Source organism: Dehalococcoidia bacterium, from assembly GCA_035310145.1.
Taxonomy (GTDB): domain Bacteria; phylum Chloroflexota; class Dehalococcoidia; order CAUJGQ01; family CAUJGQ01; genus CALFMN01.
Genome location: DATGEL010000044.1, coordinates 1 through 14,806, shown reverse-complemented (window position 1 = coordinate 14,806; position 14,806 = coordinate 1). Strand labels below are relative to the sequence as shown.

At 70.7% G+C, this 14,806-nt stretch carries 14 protein-coding genes, 1 tRNA gene and 1 pseudogene; 11 read left to right on the top strand and 5 right to left on the bottom strand.

The genetic code is table 11. The annotated features are described in order from the left end of the window. Positions 1-112 precede the first annotated feature (112 nt). Positions 113-910, top strand: a complete 798-nt coding sequence (locus VKV26_09005) for a hypothetical protein (protein HLZ70028.1) — start codon at positions 113-115, stop codon at positions 908-910. A gap of 22 nt (positions 911-932) precedes the next feature. Here VKV26_09005 and VKV26_09000 read toward each other — a convergent pair whose 3' ends face one another. The 3 genes from VKV26_09000 to VKV26_08990 are packed head-to-tail and all read right to left on the bottom strand — an operon-like array spanning position 933 to position 3,042. Beyond that, the gene (locus VKV26_09000; protein HLZ70027.1) at positions 933-1,823 is read right to left on the bottom strand and encodes a hypothetical protein; all 891 of its coding nucleotides are present in this window, start codon (positions 1,821-1,823) and stop codon (positions 933-935) included. Continuing rightward, positions 1,820-2,440, bottom strand: coding sequence for an ABC transporter ATP-binding protein (locus VKV26_08995; protein HLZ70026.1), 621 nt, complete (start codon positions 2,438-2,440; stop codon positions 1,820-1,822). Before VKV26_08995 ends, VKV26_09000 begins: the two co-directional genes overlap by 4 nt. Next, positions 2,437-3,042 (bottom strand): TetR family transcriptional regulator, encoded by a 606-nt coding sequence (locus tag VKV26_08990; protein HLZ70025.1) that lies wholly within the window; start codon positions 3,040-3,042, stop codon positions 2,437-2,439. The genes VKV26_08995 and VKV26_08990 overlap by 4 nt, the downstream gene beginning before the upstream one ends. A gap of 301 nt (positions 3,043-3,343) precedes the next feature. Here VKV26_08990 and purF point away from each other — a divergent pair, with 301 nt between their 5' ends. Continuing rightward, entirely contained in the window at positions 3,344-4,930 is a 1,587-nt protein-coding gene (gene purF, locus VKV26_08985) for an amidophosphoribosyltransferase (GenBank protein ID HLZ70024.1), read from the top strand. A 110-nt stretch (positions 4,931-5,040) separates the two neighbouring features. Then, on the top strand, positions 5,041-6,081 hold the full coding sequence (gene purM, locus VKV26_08980; GenBank protein HLZ70023.1) for a phosphoribosylformylglycinamidine cyclo-ligase: 1,041 nt from the start codon (positions 5,041-5,043) through the stop codon (positions 6,079-6,081). Between the two features lie 90 nt (positions 6,082-6,171). On the opposite strand, the pseudogene VKV26_08975 reads toward purM, so the two are convergent. After that, a pseudogene (locus tag VKV26_08975) lies at positions 6,172-6,387 on the bottom strand (Rdx family protein). Positions 6,388-6,671: 284 nt separating this feature from the next. Here VKV26_08975 and VKV26_08970 point away from each other — a divergent pair. The 3 genes from VKV26_08970 (at position 6,672) to miaB (ending at position 9,303) form a co-directional block, all read left to right on the top strand. Beyond that, entirely contained in the window at positions 6,672-7,628 is a 957-nt protein-coding gene (locus tag VKV26_08970; GenBank protein ID HLZ70022.1) for an exo-alpha-sialidase, read from the top strand. A 184-nt stretch (positions 7,629-7,812) separates the two neighbouring features. Then, positions 7,813-7,898: transfer RNA gene (locus VKV26_08965), tRNA-Ser, on the top strand. A gap of 118 nt (positions 7,899-8,016) precedes the next feature. Further along, a complete protein-coding gene (miaB, locus tag VKV26_08960) occupies positions 8,017-9,303 on the top strand; it encodes a tRNA (N6-isopentenyl adenosine(37)-C2)-methylthiotransferase MiaB (GenBank protein ID HLZ70021.1) in 1,287 nt (428 codons plus the stop codon). An 86-nt stretch (positions 9,304-9,389) separates the two neighbouring features. On the opposite strand, the gene VKV26_08955 is transcribed toward miaB, so the two are convergent. Further along, positions 9,390-10,394, bottom strand: coding sequence for an ATP-binding cassette domain-containing protein (locus VKV26_08955; GenBank protein HLZ70020.1), 1,005 nt, complete (start codon positions 10,392-10,394; stop codon positions 9,390-9,392). Between the two features lie 785 nt (positions 10,395-11,179). On the opposite strand from VKV26_08955, the gene VKV26_08950 reads away from it, so the two are divergent. The 5 genes from VKV26_08950 to VKV26_08930 all read left to right on the top strand — a co-directional run bounded on the left by VKV26_08950 (position 11,180) and on the right by VKV26_08930 (position 14,565). Next, on the top strand, positions 11,180-11,476 hold the full coding sequence (locus tag VKV26_08950) for a plastocyanin/azurin family copper-binding protein (GenBank protein ID HLZ70019.1): 297 nt from the start codon (positions 11,180-11,182) through the stop codon (positions 11,474-11,476). Positions 11,477-11,557: 81 nt separating this feature from the next. Next, the gene (locus VKV26_08945; GenBank protein HLZ70018.1) at positions 11,558-12,178 is read left to right on the top strand and encodes a sigma-70 family RNA polymerase sigma factor; all 621 of its coding nucleotides are present in this window, start codon (positions 11,558-11,560) and stop codon (positions 12,176-12,178) included. After that, positions 12,165-12,524: a hypothetical protein gene (locus VKV26_08940; protein ID HLZ70017.1), complete on the top strand. Its 360-nt coding sequence runs from the start codon at positions 12,165-12,167 to the stop codon at positions 12,522-12,524. The genes VKV26_08945 and VKV26_08940 overlap by 14 nt, the downstream gene beginning before the upstream one ends. A 57-nt stretch (positions 12,525-12,581) precedes the next feature. Next, entirely contained in the window at positions 12,582-13,529 is a 948-nt protein-coding gene (locus tag VKV26_08935) for a hypothetical protein (GenBank protein ID HLZ70016.1), read from the top strand. A 481-nt stretch (positions 13,530-14,010) separates the two neighbouring features. Then, entirely contained in the window at positions 14,011-14,565 is a 555-nt protein-coding gene (locus VKV26_08930) for a hypothetical protein (protein ID HLZ70015.1), read from the top strand. The last annotated feature ends 241 nt before the right edge of the window (positions 14,566-14,806 follow it).

The window sequence follows — 14,806 nt, the reverse complement described above, 5'->3', positions numbered from 1 at the left end:
TCCAGGGCGCCTTCACCCTCTGGAATCGACAGCCCGATGCAGGCGTGACCATCACGGCGGAGCTGCTCGACATTGCGGCGGGCAGCCGCGAGTCGCCGGTACGCGGTAGCGCGTGTTTGTGGGCGGCCATGGCAACTGGGACGGCGTCGCTGATGGCGGGACCGTCCGGGTCTCGATCCTGCGAACCGGGGAGATCCACACCGACGGCGGGATCCCCGCCGGCACCCCCGATCTGATCTCCGGTGGTGTGTTTGTCATCTCCGGCGCGGTCGTGGACCGGGTCGTCAACGCCGGGCCGGTGACGACGAACGGGCAGAACGACATGGTGCTCGATAACTGGGGCGCGGTGTCCACCTGGACCGCGACCGCGGCCGTGACATCCCTCGGCCCCAGTGGGATCGGCTTTGTCAACTTCGGTCAGATCGACCGGCTGGAGGTGCCGGCGCCGATCCAGACCTTCGGCGCGGGCGCCCGCGGCTTCAACCTGTACGACGGGTCGCTGCGGCATGCCTCGTTCGGCTCGATCGCCACTCACGGTGACGGCTCGGTAGGGGTCCAGATCAGCAAGCCGCTGCCGCTGCTGGAGATCGCCGGGGACCTGAGCACGGAGGGCGGCGAGGGCCAAAGCCTGGTCAAGGGCGTTCAGGTCTCGCTCAAGGCGATCGCCTTCAGCGTCAAGCCCGGCGGCAAGGTCGGCGCCGTCCACATCGGCGGCAAGGTCCTGACCGCCGGCGACGACGTGGTGAGTGTGGAGATCGAGGGCGAGGTCGACCAGCTCAAGGTTGGTGGCGGCATCTTCGCCGCCGGCAACCGCTCAGACGCCGTTCACCTGCGCGACGGCGGGCCAGACCTCTCGGGAATCGCCATCACCGCCGCGCACGGACGGGAGATCGTCCGCATCGGCTCCTGACCGGCGCGCCCCGGCGAGTCGCTCAGCCGCCGAGGTTGATGGCTGCCGGAGGGCGAGCGTTTGCGGTGCGTCGGCCGGCGATGCGCGTGCGGACGGCGAAGATCAGGGAGCCGAGCAGGGCGAAGGCGGCGGCCCAGGCGAGCGCAAGCCCGATGTAGCGGTCGGGGAAGGCAGACGTGAACCCCCCGGCGACGGCGAGCTGCGTGGGCGCAAAGGTCGGGAAGTAGGCGAGCAGGTCCTTGTTCGCGGCCGGATTGCCGATCGGGTTCTGCAAGAACGCGTCCATCAGGCTGAGCATGATCACCAGGAAGAAGCCTTCCAGCTCGCCGCGCACCAGCACGCCCAGCAGGAAACCGAAGGCGCCGTAGGTCAGCGCCGCGCAGAAGCAGCCGGCGAAGATCAACAACAGCCCGCCTGGTCGCCAGAAGGCGAGCAGGACCACGCTGGCGTAGAGCGCGACGGCGGCGGAGACGAGCGTCAGCGCCGTCAGCTTCGCCCAGAGCAAGGTGCCGCGCGGATAGCCCGCCAGCGCCAGGCGCCGGTCGAAGGCCATGCCGCGGCGCGTGGCGCTGAACAGCACGAAGCCGACGATCAGTGTGATCGCGTTCAACCCGGCGGTGATCAGCGAGAGTTGCTGGCCGTTCACCTGCAGGAACTGGCCGGTGACGCGGAAGCGGAAGGCCACGGCGTCGGCCGGCACCAGCACCACCATCAACCCGTACCAGAGCGGCACGAAGCCGACGAGCAGCAGCAACGCCGTGTGGTTACGGCCCTGCTCAATCAGCAGCGCCTTCAGCGCCGTGCGGTAGCGGCCGGCGACGCGTGTCCCGCTCGTGGCGGCCGTTGCCTCCACGGGCGCCGCGGCGCTCACCGCGTGACCGGGCAGCAGACCGCGCAGCGCGCTCGCCCTCATGGCCTGTACTCCTCGATGCGGCCGCCGCGCAGGTGCGCGATGCGGTCGAAGCGCTCGCGCTCGAACAGCAGGTGCGAGATCACCAGCACGGCCACGCCCTGGGCACGGCAGTCGAGCGCCAGGTCCCAGAAGCGCAAATACGTCTCCCAGTCGAAGCCTTGATAGGGCTCATCGAGCAGCAGCAGGCCGGGGCGGTGCATCAGCGCCAGCGTCAGGTTCAGCTTCTGCCGCGTGCCGCCGCTCAGGGCGCCGACGCGCGCGGCGCGGTACTGACTAAAAGCCAGCTTCTGCACCAGCGCGTCGGCATAGGAAAGATCGTGCAGCGCGTAGGCGGCGGCAAAGTAGTCGAGGTGCTGCTGCACGCTCAGCGCCTCGTTCAAGACAGGCAACTGTGGACAGTAGCCGGCGCCGCCGCGCAGCAGCACGTCGCCGGTGTCCGGCCGCAGCTCGCCCGCCAGGATCTTGAGCAGCGTCGACTTGCCGGCGCCGTTCTCGCCGACGATGCCCACCAGCTCGCCCGGCCGCACGGCGAAGCTGACGCCGTTGAGCACCTTGTGGCGTCCGTAGGTGCGGCGCAGATCGCGCGCTTCGAGCACCGGCTCAGTTGCCGCGGTCATCGCGTATCTCCCCCGTCGCCCGCTGGCCGCCGCCCGTCGAGCAGGGCCGCCAGCGTCCGTGCCGCCGCGGCCAGATCGGTCGCCGGGTCGGAGACGCGGTGCAGCAGCAGGCCGTCCATCGTGGCGGCGAGCACTGCGGCCGCGCCGGCCGGCTCGGCGCCCGGCGGCAAGGACCCGGACGCTGCCAGCTCGGTCAACCGTGCGCGGAAGCCGGCGAGGATCGGGCCGAGCTGCACCCGCAGCGCTTCGTCGCGCACGACTTCGAGCAACGCCTCCCCGAAGACTCGGTGCGCCGGCGCGGCCGGGTCGTAGCGGCCGATCCAGCCGATCATCCCTTGCACCGCCTCCTGCAGGCTGCGGGCGCGCAGCAGCAGCTCGCCCGGCTCGCGAAACTCGGCCTCGAGCAGCGCCAGCGTGGCGGCCTTGAGCAGCGCCTCGCGCGAGCCGAAGTAGTAGTGCGGCATGGCGACGTTGACCCCGGCGCGCTCGGCCACGGCGCGGATGCGCACGCCGCCCCAGCCGCTGGCCGCGATCTCCTCCGCGGCGGCGCGCAGGATGCGGTCGCGGGCATCGGCATCTCCATCCCGTTGAGACTTAAACATCTGTTTGAACGATGGGCCATCGCGCGCGGGCTGTCAAGCCGCCGGGTGCGGCGCTGCGCGGTTCGTTGTTGCGTGCGTTCACCGAGCACGGGCGAGGCGCGGGTCGCCGCGGCGCGTTGTTACGTCGTGCGGCGGGTTTGACCCTTCGGCGGGGCGGGCCGTACCATAAAGGTGTCAGTTCGCCGCAGGGACGCGTCCCCTCTCGCTGCGGAAGCAGAGACGAACTTGAGCGAATGGCCGTTGCCCGCGTTCCCGCGCACCGTTTCCACCGTACTGGCGTGTACCCGCAGGCAGGCTGATGATGCAGCAGCATGATGGCACGCCCGTCGATCGGTCCTCTGCCGGCGCCGCGGTGCGCACCTTGCCGGCTATGCCCGCGCTTGGCTCGCGGCCACTGCCGGCCGACCTGGCGCTCGCCCCGGCGGCGGCAACCGACGAGCTCAAAGAGGCCTGCGGTGTCTTCGGCGTCTATCTGCCGGAAGAGCAGGTCGCCCGCCTCACCTTTTACGGCCTCTTCGCCCTGCAACACCGCGGGCAGGAGAGCGCCGGCATCGCCACGGCGGACAAGGGCAGCCTGCACGTGCGCACGGGCATGGGCCTCGTGGCGCAGGTCTTCGAAGAGGAAGACCTGGCGCACCTGCCCGGCCACCTGGGCATCGGCCACACGCGCTACTCGACCACCGGCTCCAGCCGCATCGCCAACGCCCAGCCGATCCACACCATCGGCCAACGCGGGGAGATCGCCCTGGCGCACAACGGCAACCTCGTCAACGCGCCGATTTTGCGTCGCCAGCTCGAAGAGCAAGGGCACGAGCTGACCACCTCCACCGACTCGGAGCTGATCGCCCGCATGCTGAGCATGGCGCCCGGCTTCACCTGGGTGGAGCGGCTGCGCCACGTCATGCGCCGCATCGAGGGCGCCTACTGCCTCACGATTCTCACGCCGGACAAAGTGATCGGCGTGCGCGACCCGATGGGCAACCGCCCGCTCTGCATCGGCCGGCTGGGCGGCGGCTGGTGCATCGCCTCGGAAACCTGCGCCCTCGATCACCTGGGCGCCGAGTACGTGCGCGAGGTCGAGCCGGGCGAGGTTGTGATCCTCGACGCCGACGGGATGCACGCCGAGCAGGCGGTGGAGTCGAAGCAGGACGCCTTCTGCGTCTTCGAGTACATCTATTTCTCGCGGCCCGACAGCATCATCCGCGACCGCCGCATCTACCCGATGCGCATGGCGATGGGCGCCGAGCTGGCGAACGAGTACCCGGTGGACGCCGATATCGTGATCGGCGTGCCCGACTCGGCCACGGCCGCCGCCGTGGGCTATGCCCGTGCCTCCGGCATCCCCTTCGCCGAGGGGCTGATGAAGAACCGCTACGTGGGCCGCACCTTCATCCAGCCCGACCAGCGGCTGCGCGAGACGGGCGTGCACCTGAAGTTCAACCCGGTGCGCGAAGTGCTGGAGGGCCAGCGCGTGGTGGTGGTGGACGACTCGATCGTGCGCGGCACGACCACGCCGCGCGTGGTGAAGATGATCCGCGACGCCGGCGCCCGCGAGATCCACCTCCGCATCTGCGCCCCGCCGATCCGCCATCCCTGCCACTTCGGCGTGGACATGGCCACACGTAAGGAGCTTTTGGCGGCGCGCATTTCCGTCGAGGAGATCGAGCGCGTGAGCGGCGCCGACAGCCTCGGCTATCTGAGCCTGGACGGCCTGATCCACGCCACGGGCATGCCGCGCGAGAGCTTCTGCCTCGCCTGCTTCACCGGCCACTACCCGGTGCCCGTGCAGCTCGAGTTCGACAAGCTCACGCTGGAAGGCACAGACTACCGCCAGCCCGCGCTCGTCGCCGCCGGCGACGCCGACCACCCGCACGACGGGGTACGGTGAGGGGTTACGGTGACTGGTTTCAGGGTACAGATGGGGCGGTTAGCGCTGAGCCTGGCCGGGCCGTCGGCTGCTGACTCCATTGTCACCTGTCATCCGCACGGCTGCTGGCCGTGACTGACGCCTACGCCGCGGCGGGCGTGGATATCGACGCGACCAACCGCGCCGTCGAGCGTATGAAGCGGCTGGCGGCGGGCACGGCGCGGCCCGAAGTCCTGGCCGGCATCGGGCCGTTCGCCGCGCTGTGGAAGCTGGGCGCGTACCGCGAGCCGGTGCTCGTCTCCAGCACCGACGGCGTGGGCACCAAGGTCAAGCTGGCGCGCGTGCTGGACCGCTACGACACGGTCGGCCGCGACCTGGTCAACCACTGCGTCAACGATATCTTCACCGCCGGCGCCGCGCCGCTCTTCTTCCTCGACTACCTTGCCAACAACGGCCTGAGCGAAGACCAGAAAGTAGCGATCGTCGAGGGCATGGCCGAGGCCTGCCGTGAGGCCGGCTGCTCGCTGATCGGCGGCGAAACGGCCGACATGCCCGGCGTCTACGAGCGCGGCGACTTCGACATCGCCGGCTTCATCGTCGGCGTCTGCGAGCGCGAGGCCCTGCTGGACGGCTCGCGCATCCGCCCCGGCGACGCGCTGCTGGCGCTGCCGTCGAACGGCCTGCACACCAACGGCTACTCGCTGGTACGGCGGATCTTCCAGATCGCGCAGGGCGGCGCCGAGACGGAGCAGCACGATCGCGAGGTGCTGGCGCAGATCGTGCCGGGCACGGACACCAGCCTCGGCGCGGCACTGATGGTGCCGCACCGAGGCTACCTGCACGAGCTACAGCCGCTCCTGCCGCGCATCACGGCGCTGGCGCACATCACCGGCGGCGGGCTGTACGAGAATGTGCCGCGCATCCTGCCCGAGGGCGTGGCGGCCGAGTTCGAGCGCTCCTCGTGGGACGTGCCGACGCTCTTCCGCTTCATCCAACGCACGGGCGACGTGCCGGAGATGGAGATGTTCCGCACCTTCAACATGGGCGTCGGCATGGTGATCGCTGCCGCGCCCGAGCAGTGCGAGCCGCTGCTGCGCGCCCTGCCCGGCGCCTGGCTGGTGGGCGCTGTAATCGCGGCGGAGCCGGGCACGCCGCGGGTGCTGCTGCGCTGAGCCGCGGCCAGGCTTCATGCGCGAAGGCGCGAAGGCGCGAAGGCCATGACCGTGGGGCGCCGGCGAAGGACGACCGTTTGCCGCACGGGCTCAGCGGGCAGGCACCTCGGCCGCCGCGATCGCCTCGGCGACGACGTCGTGCAGGTCGTGCACCACGGCCAGGCTGGGGTAGGGCCGGCCCGGCGCCTCTTTGCGGTCCCAGATCTTCTTACCGTTCAGGTAGACCTCGAAACGGCCCCCGCCCGCGGGCGTGAGGGTCAGGGCAAGGTCGTTGCCAAAGGCCGCATACAGCTCGGTCGCCATCCAGGCGGCCGTGGGGAAGAGCTGTCAGGTGACGCAGTACGCGATCTCTACCTGAGCCTTGCCTTCCGTCTCCGCCATGTTGCACCTCCGGTATCGCCCTGTCGCCGCGCTGTTGCAAGCGAGTGGACGCGCTCATACGCCCGCGCTCGCACGGTACCACCGCGGCGGAGTTCTGGCCACCGGCGCGGGGCCAATGCGATCACCGGGACGCGCTGCCGTGCTTCCGCCGCGGGCGTAGAATGGACGTGTCCCCGCGGCCACCCCGCCGTGTCTGGAGGAGGGAACCAATGGCGCGCCTGCTTGCCGGCACCGCCGATGGCATCTTCTGTTTGACCGAGAACCGCTCGACAACGGAGGGAACGGTGCCCGCGCCGCGTTTCCTCGCGCGCGGCGCGCGGGCGGTCTGCGCGCTTGCGGCGGAGAACGCCGTTTGGCGGCGCGGCGCGGAGGGCGAGTGGGACTGCCTCAACCCGCGCAGCGTGGAGGAGGAGGTCTGGGCCTTCGCCGCCGACCCGCGGCTGCCGGGCCGGTTCTACCTGGGCGTTTCGCCCGCCATGCTTTACCGCAGCGACGACGGCGGCGTGACCTGGCTGGCCTGCGAATCCGTGCGGCAGATCCCCGGCTACGAGACCTGGACCTTTCCGCCGCCGCCGCACATTCCCCATATCCGCTCGATCGCGCCGGACCCCGCAGTGACCGGCGGGATCTACATCGGTGTCGAAGAGGGCGGCGTCTTCCGCAGCCCCGACGGCGGCCGCAGCTGGCTCAGCCTGAACGAGGGGCTGTACTGGGACGTGCACACGGTGACGCCCACGCCCACGGCGCGCCTCTACGCCACGACGGGCGGCGGCTTCTACCGCAGCGATGACGGCGGCGACCGCTGGCAGCACTACGACGACGGTCTGGACCGGGGCTATACGGTGACGTTTGCCGCAAGTGCCGCCGCCCCCGAGCGGGTGTACACCGCCGCAGCGGCCACGCCGCCGCCGGGTTGGCGCAACGGCGCCAACGTGGTGCTCTACCGCAGTGAGGACGGCGGCACGCACTGGCAGCGGCTGGAGCAGGGCCTGCCGGCGCCGTTCGCGCGGATGGTGGGGGCGCTGGTGGCGGAGGGCGAGGAGCGGGTGTACGCCGCGGTCGCGGACACGGTGTATCGCAGCGACGACCGCGGCGAGCACTGGCAGGTGCAGGCATCTGGCCTGCCGCCGATCCAGGCGCTGCTGCCGCTCCCCGACGACGCGTAGCGCGCAGCCCCCGATTGTCGCGTCCCGTCAGGCGCCGTTGCTCGACGGCGAAGGCTTGAGCGTGGCGGCTTCCCACGCGGTGGCGGGTCTGATAGACTCGCCAGTGGTCAGACCGTCAACGCGACGGGGCGGCGGTTGCCGGGGGTATCAACCTCGCGCAAGCTCGCCCAGGCTCGCGTTTTCGGGGGGGGTCGCATAGTGGCCTAGTGCGGCGGTTTGCTAAACCGTTATCCTTCGGGATCGAGGGTTCGAATCCCTCCCCCTCCGCCACGCAGAGCCGGCCCCTGCACGCAGGGGTCTTTTCATTGAGGGCCGAGAGGGCCGAAGCGGCGAAGACAGTGTAGGATTAGCGCCTCGGCTCGCTCGGCGCCGATCGAGGACCACGGCCATGCTCAGGTACCACATCTGGACCGTCGGCTGCCAGGTGAACCAGGCCGACTCCGCGCGGCTGGGCGCCGGCCTCGACCGCGTCGGCTATGCCGCGGTGGCGAGGCCGGAAGAGGCCGATGTCGTGGTCGTCAACACCTGCGCCGTGCGCGAGGGCGCCGAAGAGCGCGCCGTGAACAAGCTGGCGACGCTCAAGCGGTTGAAGCAGCAGCGGCACGGCGAGCTGAAGATCGTGATGATGGGCTGCATGATCGGCCCGCGCACCGCCGATCTCGAGCACCGCTTCCCCTTCGTCGACATCTTCGCCCAGCCGCAGGCGTTCGACGACGTGCTGCACGGCCTCGGCGTTGACACCGACGACCTCGGCGGCGAGTTCTGGCCGGAAGCCGTGGGCCAGACGGGCGGTCCGACGGCGTTTGTGCCGGTGATCGAGGGCTGCAACAAGTTTTGCACCTACTGCATCGTGCCCTACCGCCGCGGCCGCGAGCGCAGCCGCCCGCCCGCCGAAATCCAGCACGAGGTCGCGACGCTGGTGCGCAGCGGCGTGCGCGAGGTGACGCTGCTCGGCCAGACGGTCGAAGCCTACGGCTACGACCTGCCCGATCAACCCGATCTCGGCGACCTGATGCGCCTGATCCACGATCTGCCCGGACTCGAGCGCATCCGCTTTCTCACCTCGTATCCGCGTGACATGACCGAACGCATCATGCAGGCCGTGGCCGAGCTGCCGAAGGTGTGCGAGTCGTTCAGCCTGCCCGTGCAGAGCGGCGACGACGGCGTGCTCGGCGCCATGCGCCGCGGCTACGCGCTGGGCGAGTACCGCGCCAAAGTACGGCGCGTGCGCGAGCTGATGCCGGGCGCGAGCATCACCACCGACCTGATCGTCGGCTTCCCCGGCGAGACGGAGGAGCAGTTCGCGCACTCGCTGGCGCTGCTCGAAGAGCTGCGTTTCGACAAGGTCCACGTCGCCACCTATTCGCCGCGGCCGGGCACGATCGCCTGGCGCCGCCTGCCCGACGATGTGCCGGCCGACGAAAAGAAGCGCCGCCTGCAGGCGGTTGAGCACGCGCAGGAACGGATCGCCACGGAGATCAACGCGCGGCTGCTGGGCAGCGTGCAGGACGTGCTGGTCGAAGAGATCCGCGAGGGCCGCCGCTCCGGCCGCAGCCGCACCAACAAGCTCGTCCATTTCGACGGCGCGGCGGCGATCGGCGAGTTGGTTTCGGTCCGCATCACGAAGACCAGCCCCTGGTCGCTCCAGGGCGAGGCCGCAGGGCGTGGAGCGTAGGGCATAGGGGAGGAAGCCGGAACGGGTAGCGAGCAGCTCGCCGTCCACTCTCATCTCTCCAATTTCCGCTGCGCGCGGGTCCGGCTTCAGCCTTGCGGCGCGGTGAGTACCGGGCGGCCCGCGGCGTAGATCGCCGCGATCACTTCGTCCAGCGGCGGCTCCTCCACGGTCAGGTCGGCGATGCGGTAACGGCCGACGAGGCCGGCGATCACCCGCTCCATCGGCTGCCGGTCGCTGTCCACCTCCAGCCGCAGCCGGTACGGATCGGCGCTGAGCACGCGCAGGCCCGGCTCCGGTTGCGGTTCACCCGGCTCGGCCAACTTCAGATCGATCACCTTGTGGCGCAGGAAGCCGCGCTTCAGCCGCTCCAGCGCGTCGTCGAAGATCAGCGTGCCGTGGTTGATTACCAGCACACGGCGGCAGACCTGCTCGATGTCGCCCGCGTCGTGCGAGGTGAGCAGTACCGTGACCTGCTCCTCCTCGGCAAGCTGCCGCACGAAGGCACGGATCTGGCCCTTGGCGACGACGTCGAGGCCGATCGTCGGCTCGTCCAGCAGCAGCAGCTCGGGCCGGTGCAGCAGCGCCGCGGCGATTTCGCAGCGCATGCGTTCGCCCAGGCTCAGCCGCCGCACCGGCACGTGCAGGTAGGGCGCAATCGCGAACAGCTCCACCAGCCGCGCCAGCCGCGCCCGGTACGCGCCCTGCTCCAGCTCGTAGACGTGTGCCAGCAGGTTGAAGCTGTCGGCCGGCGGCAGGTGGTACCAAAGCTGCGAGCGCTGACCGAAGACCGAGGCGATCCGATAGGTGAGCCGTTTGCGCTCGCGCCAGGGCACGAAGCCGAGCACGCGGGCGCTGCCGCCGCTGGGATGCAGGATGCCGGTGAGCATCTTCAGCGTCGTGGACTTGCCGGCGCCGTTCGGGCCGATAAAGCCGGCGATTTCACCGCGACCGATGCTGAAGCTGAGGCGATCGACGGCGGTCACCTCGCTGTACTGCGGCGCGAAGAGCGCCCGCACGCTGCCGCCGAGGCCCGGCTGTTTACGCCGGGCACGGAAGCGCTTCTCCAGCGCCTCGACCTCGATCGTCTGCATCGCCACGCCTCCCGCCGCGTGCCTGCCCCAGCCCGGCGCAGGAACCCGCACCAAAACGAAAACGCCGCGGGCCTGCTGCCCGTGGCGTCTGTGAGTTGACCGATCCGCGGCGTTCTATGCCGCCCGACCGCCTCCGCGCCGACGCACGGGCGCACGCATCGCCGCGATAAGGACGGCGCCGGCGCCTGGCATCGCTACGCGTGCGGTTTGCGACACGGTTCCTCGCTGCCTCCGACTGCTGGATCGACGCTAGCAGACCATTCGGAAGGGCGTCAAGCGTAAGCGGCGGGCGCACCGGCCACCAGCACGTGCATCCGCTGCACGGCAGTGGCTCGTACCAGCGGTAGGACGCCGGTCCGCTGCCGGCCGGCACGGGCACGACGGAAAGCCGCCGCCCCGGCGACTAACCAGCAGGACGAAGACATGGTTCTAAAACCGGCGTTCCGGGTGGTCGTGCACGCGCAGCACACGGCGATCGAGCCGGTTTTGAAACCATCTGTAAGCCGTGAAGCGCACAGTGGAGGGATAGCGTGCAGAGGTTGGGATGGCTGCTGGCGCTCGCGGGCCTCACGGCCGGGCTGGTCGCCTGCAGCAGTAACCAGAGCACTCCGGCGGCGGGAACGCAAGGCGTCGCCAGCGTAACCGCGCCGGCAGCCGTTGGGGCCAGCGTAGCGCCACAAGCGGTCGCGTCCACACCCGCGTCGGCGCCGGCGACCGCTTCGATCGCCACAGCCGTCGCTACGCCGACAGCAACAGCCGCGCACTCGCCCGCTCCGGCGACGGCCGTGGCAGTTTCCGCGCCCGCGACGGCCACCGTGTCGCTCGACCAGCCGCCGGGAGACCCGCACGGCTGGGGCTTCATGCCGGCGATGGTGACGGTCAAGGCCGGCGGCAGCGTGACCTGGACCAACCCGGCCGGCAACGAGATCCACACGGTCACCGCCGATGACGGCTCGAGCTTTGATTCGGGCGTGCTGAACGCCGGCGACCACTTCAGCCATAGCTTCGCCGCGGCCGGCAGCGTGCCCTATCACTGCAGCCTGCACCCGTGGATGAAGGGCGTGGTGCAGGTCGTGCCCTGAGCCGCTGCGCCCAGGCGCCCAGGCGCGATCAATGGCGAGCGACGGAAATTCCCGCCTGCTGCGACGAACGATCTGAATGCGGTGAGCGCGCCGCGGAGGACCGATGTGAAACCGGCGCCGCCAGACCCGGACCATGAGAGTGATCTCCTCCGCCGGTTGCGGCACGGCGACGCCATGGCACTGGAGATCTTCACCAGCGCCTATCTCGACCGTCTCTATCGCTTCGTCTTCTTCCGCGTCGGCGGCGACCAGCAAACCGCCGAGGACCTGACGCAAGAGAGCCTGGTGGCGGCGTTCGGCGCCCTGGAGCGGTTCGACGGCCGCGCCGAGGTCTTCACCTGGCTCTGCGGCATCGCCCGCCACAAAGTAGCCGACCACTTCCGCCGCCTGCAACGCCTGGGCGAGATCCGCTCCGCCTTCGTGGCCGAGCCGCGCGACCTGATCGATCCGTGTGACCTGGTCGAGCGCGAGGAACGGCGCGGCCTGGTGCTGGCTGCCCTGCGCGCCCTGCCCCCGCGCTACCAGCAGGCGCTGACACTGAAGTATCTTGACCGGCTCAGCGGCCGCGAATTGGCCGGGCAGTTGCAGCTTTCCGAGGACGCCGCGGAGTCGCTGCTGGCGCGGGCACGGCATGCCTTCCGCCGCGCCTATGGCGATCGCGGCGCGATCAACGGGGAGATCGGCAGCCATGAACGGATTTGAACCCCAGCACGCGGACGACGTGGAGCAGCTGCTGGGCGATCTGGAAGCGCCTGTTGCAACAGACGCCGGCTTCCGCGCGGGGCTGGAACACGAGCTGGCGGCGCGGCTGGCGCCCCGCCGCGGCGAGGGCCCCCTGCCCGAAGGCTGGGCCTACTGTCCGTTCGACCGCTTCTGCATCGCCGAGCAGCGGCTGCCGCGGCAGGTGCGCATGCACTGCCCCTGCCTGCACGCGGGGGCGGTGCTGCGCCTCTTCGCCGGCGGGCAGACGCCGGTTCACGCCCGGCCATGCCCGGGTCGCGCCCTGCGCGCGGCAGGTACCGACCGCGGCGAACCCGCCGGCGAGTAGCCACACCCGCCGCCGGCGGTGCTCGCCCCAATAGTGCGCGACGAGATGGAGGTATCGATGCACCGGCTCCCGTTGACCCGCTTCCCAGCAATCCTTCTGCTTGCCGCCGCGGCGCTGCTGCTACCCGCGGCCCGGCACACTCACGCCCAGGCGTCGCCCGGCATCAAGCTCGTCTCGCCCAGCGCGGGGCAGTCGGATTCCGGGCCGCTGGACGTGCACGTGCAGGTCAGCAACTTTCACATGGATGGCACCAAGATCGGCACGCCGCCCCAGCCCGGCATTGGACACTGGCACGTCTACGTCGACGGGAAGTACGCGGGCCTGAGCGTCTCCGACGTGGTCACCGTGCCCAACGACGCGCTCACCGACATTCCCGCCGGCGAGCACGAGATCAAGGTGCAACTGCACAACAACGACCACACGCCGGTGGCAGGCGACATCATCGCCACGGCGATGGTGAATTTCACCCAGGACGTGAAGTTCACGCCCGCCGGCGGCAGCCCTTCGATCAAGATCATCTCGCCGGCAAACGGGGCGCAGCTCTCCACCACGCGGCCGAACGAGATCAAGGTGCAGATCACCGGCCTGAAGCTGGACGGCACCAAGATCGGCACGCCGCCGCAGCCGGGTGTCGGCCACTGGCATATCTATATCGACGGCAAGTACGCGGGGCTGAGCGTCTCCGACTCGATCACCATCCCCAACGACGCCCTGCCGCAGATCGCGCCGGGGCAGCACGAGATCAAGGTCCAACTCCACAACAACGACCACACGCCGATCGCCGGTGACATCACCAACGCGATCACCGCGACGTTCGGCGCGGGGCAGGTCGCCGCCGGGGCGCCGCCGGCCGCGGCGAATGGGCTGCCGGGCTCCGGCAACGGCGGCTACCTGAACGGCCACGGCGCGGACCGCTGGCTGGTGGGACTGCTGATCGCGGCCGGCCTGCTCCTGCTGGGCGGCGCCGGCTGGTTCGGGCGGCGCGCCCGCTCCTCGGGCCGCTGAGATCGGGACTCAGGTTTCATGGAGGCCGCCGGCTCGGCCGGCCGGCGGCCTCCGCCACGCCGAAGCGGGCAGGCAGGCGCGACGATCGGTTCGCTGCCGGCACGATGCGTACGTGCGGGCAAAGGCGACCTCGCCGCAAGAGAGACGAACGGGCGTGGGCAAGCGAGCGAAAGGGCAGCGGCAAGCTCTGCCGGCTGCCTTCGCGCGTGGCGCGCTGCCGTACGTGGCGTTGGGCCTCTTGCTGGGCGTGGCCTGCGGGGGCGCGGCGCGCCCGAATCCAGCCGCGCCCCCTGCCGCAGCCGCCGGAAGCGAGCGGGTTGTCGCGCCCGTGAACAGCCCCGCGCCGGCAACGGCCGCCGCCATGGACACGCCGGCTTCGACGCTCGCGGTCGCTACGCCATCGCTGCCGGCGCTACGTGCACCCGCCGGCACGCCCGCCGCCAGCCCTCCACCCGCGCCCGCTGTTGCTGATGCGCCGCGCGTGGCCGCGCAGGGCTTTCATATCGATGCGAGCGGCGGCAGCTACGCCATGGTGGTCGAGAATCCGGGGCCGGCCGCCGTGGGCGTACGCGGTGAGGTGCGCTTCGCTGGCGCGTCGCCGGGGCAGGCGAAGGTGCGCAGCTTCGTCATCCCCTACATCGCGCCGCTCGGCCGCCCCGGCTGGGCGGAGGCGCTGCCGGCCTCCGCGGCCGCCTCGCCTACCCGGATGGACGTGATGCTCCGCCCGCTGCCTCCGGGGGACTCGAGCAGCACCGCCGTCGTCGTCGTCGTCACCGGCGTGACGGACGCGACGCCGCCGCTCGCCACGCTGCTGCTGACCAATCACAACGCCGTGCCGGTCCGCAACGCGTGGCTCAGCGTCGTAGCCTACGCGGCGGACGGCAACGTGATCGGCGGCGGGGGGCGCACGACGCCGGACTTGGCGCCGCACCTGGACACGCAGCTTGTGGTGCCGCTGCCCGGCGTGGCGGCGCCGCCGCGCGTCGAAGGCTTCCTCAGCTTCACCGCAGACACGCGGCTCGGCGCGCGACCATGAGCGCGGCAGGGCACGGCTCGCAGTCCGGTGCGCGAGCGCCGGGCGATTGCTGCTGGTGAAACCCATCAGAAGGAACGGTGAGGGGGTAAGGGACGGCGGCTCCTCCTCCCCACCGCGCACGCACCCCGACGATTCAGAGGCCGGCCGCCGTCCCTATCAGTAGTACGCGGCCGCGGCGCCGGCGGATTCGAGGCGTCGTCTTAGCCGCGCATCGCGCGCGGGTCGAGCCCCTGTGCCAGGC

Coding starts and splice junctions, on each gene's coding strand:
- VKV26_08935 (HLZ70016.1), top strand. CDS start 12,582: ATGCACCGGCTCCCGTTGACCCGCTTCCCAGCAATCCTTCTGCTTGCC.
- VKV26_08970 (HLZ70022.1), top strand. CDS start 6,672: ATGGCGCGCCTGCTTGCCGGCACCGCCGATGGCATCTTCTGTTTGACC.
- VKV26_08955 (HLZ70020.1), bottom strand. CDS start 10,394: ATGCAGACGATCGAGGTCGAGGCGCTGGAGAAGCGCTTCCGTGCCCGG.
- VKV26_08940 (HLZ70017.1), top strand. CDS start 12,165: ATGAACGGATTTGAACCCCAGCACGCGGACGACGTGGAGCAGCTGCTG.
- purF (HLZ70024.1), top strand. CDS start 3,344: ATGCAGCAGCATGATGGCACGCCCGTCGATCGGTCCTCTGCCGGCGCC.
- VKV26_08990 (HLZ70025.1), bottom strand. CDS start 3,042: ATGTTTAAGTCTCAACGGGATGGAGATGCCGATGCCCGCGACCGCATC.
- VKV26_09000 (HLZ70027.1), bottom strand. CDS start 1,823: ATGAGGGCGAGCGCGCTGCGCGGTCTGCTGCCCGGTCACGCGGTGAGC.
- miaB (HLZ70021.1), top strand. CDS start 8,017: ATGCTCAGGTACCACATCTGGACCGTCGGCTGCCAGGTGAACCAGGCC.
- VKV26_08995 (HLZ70026.1), bottom strand. CDS start 2,440: ATGACCGCGGCAACTGAGCCGGTGCTCGAAGCGCGCGATCTGCGCCGC.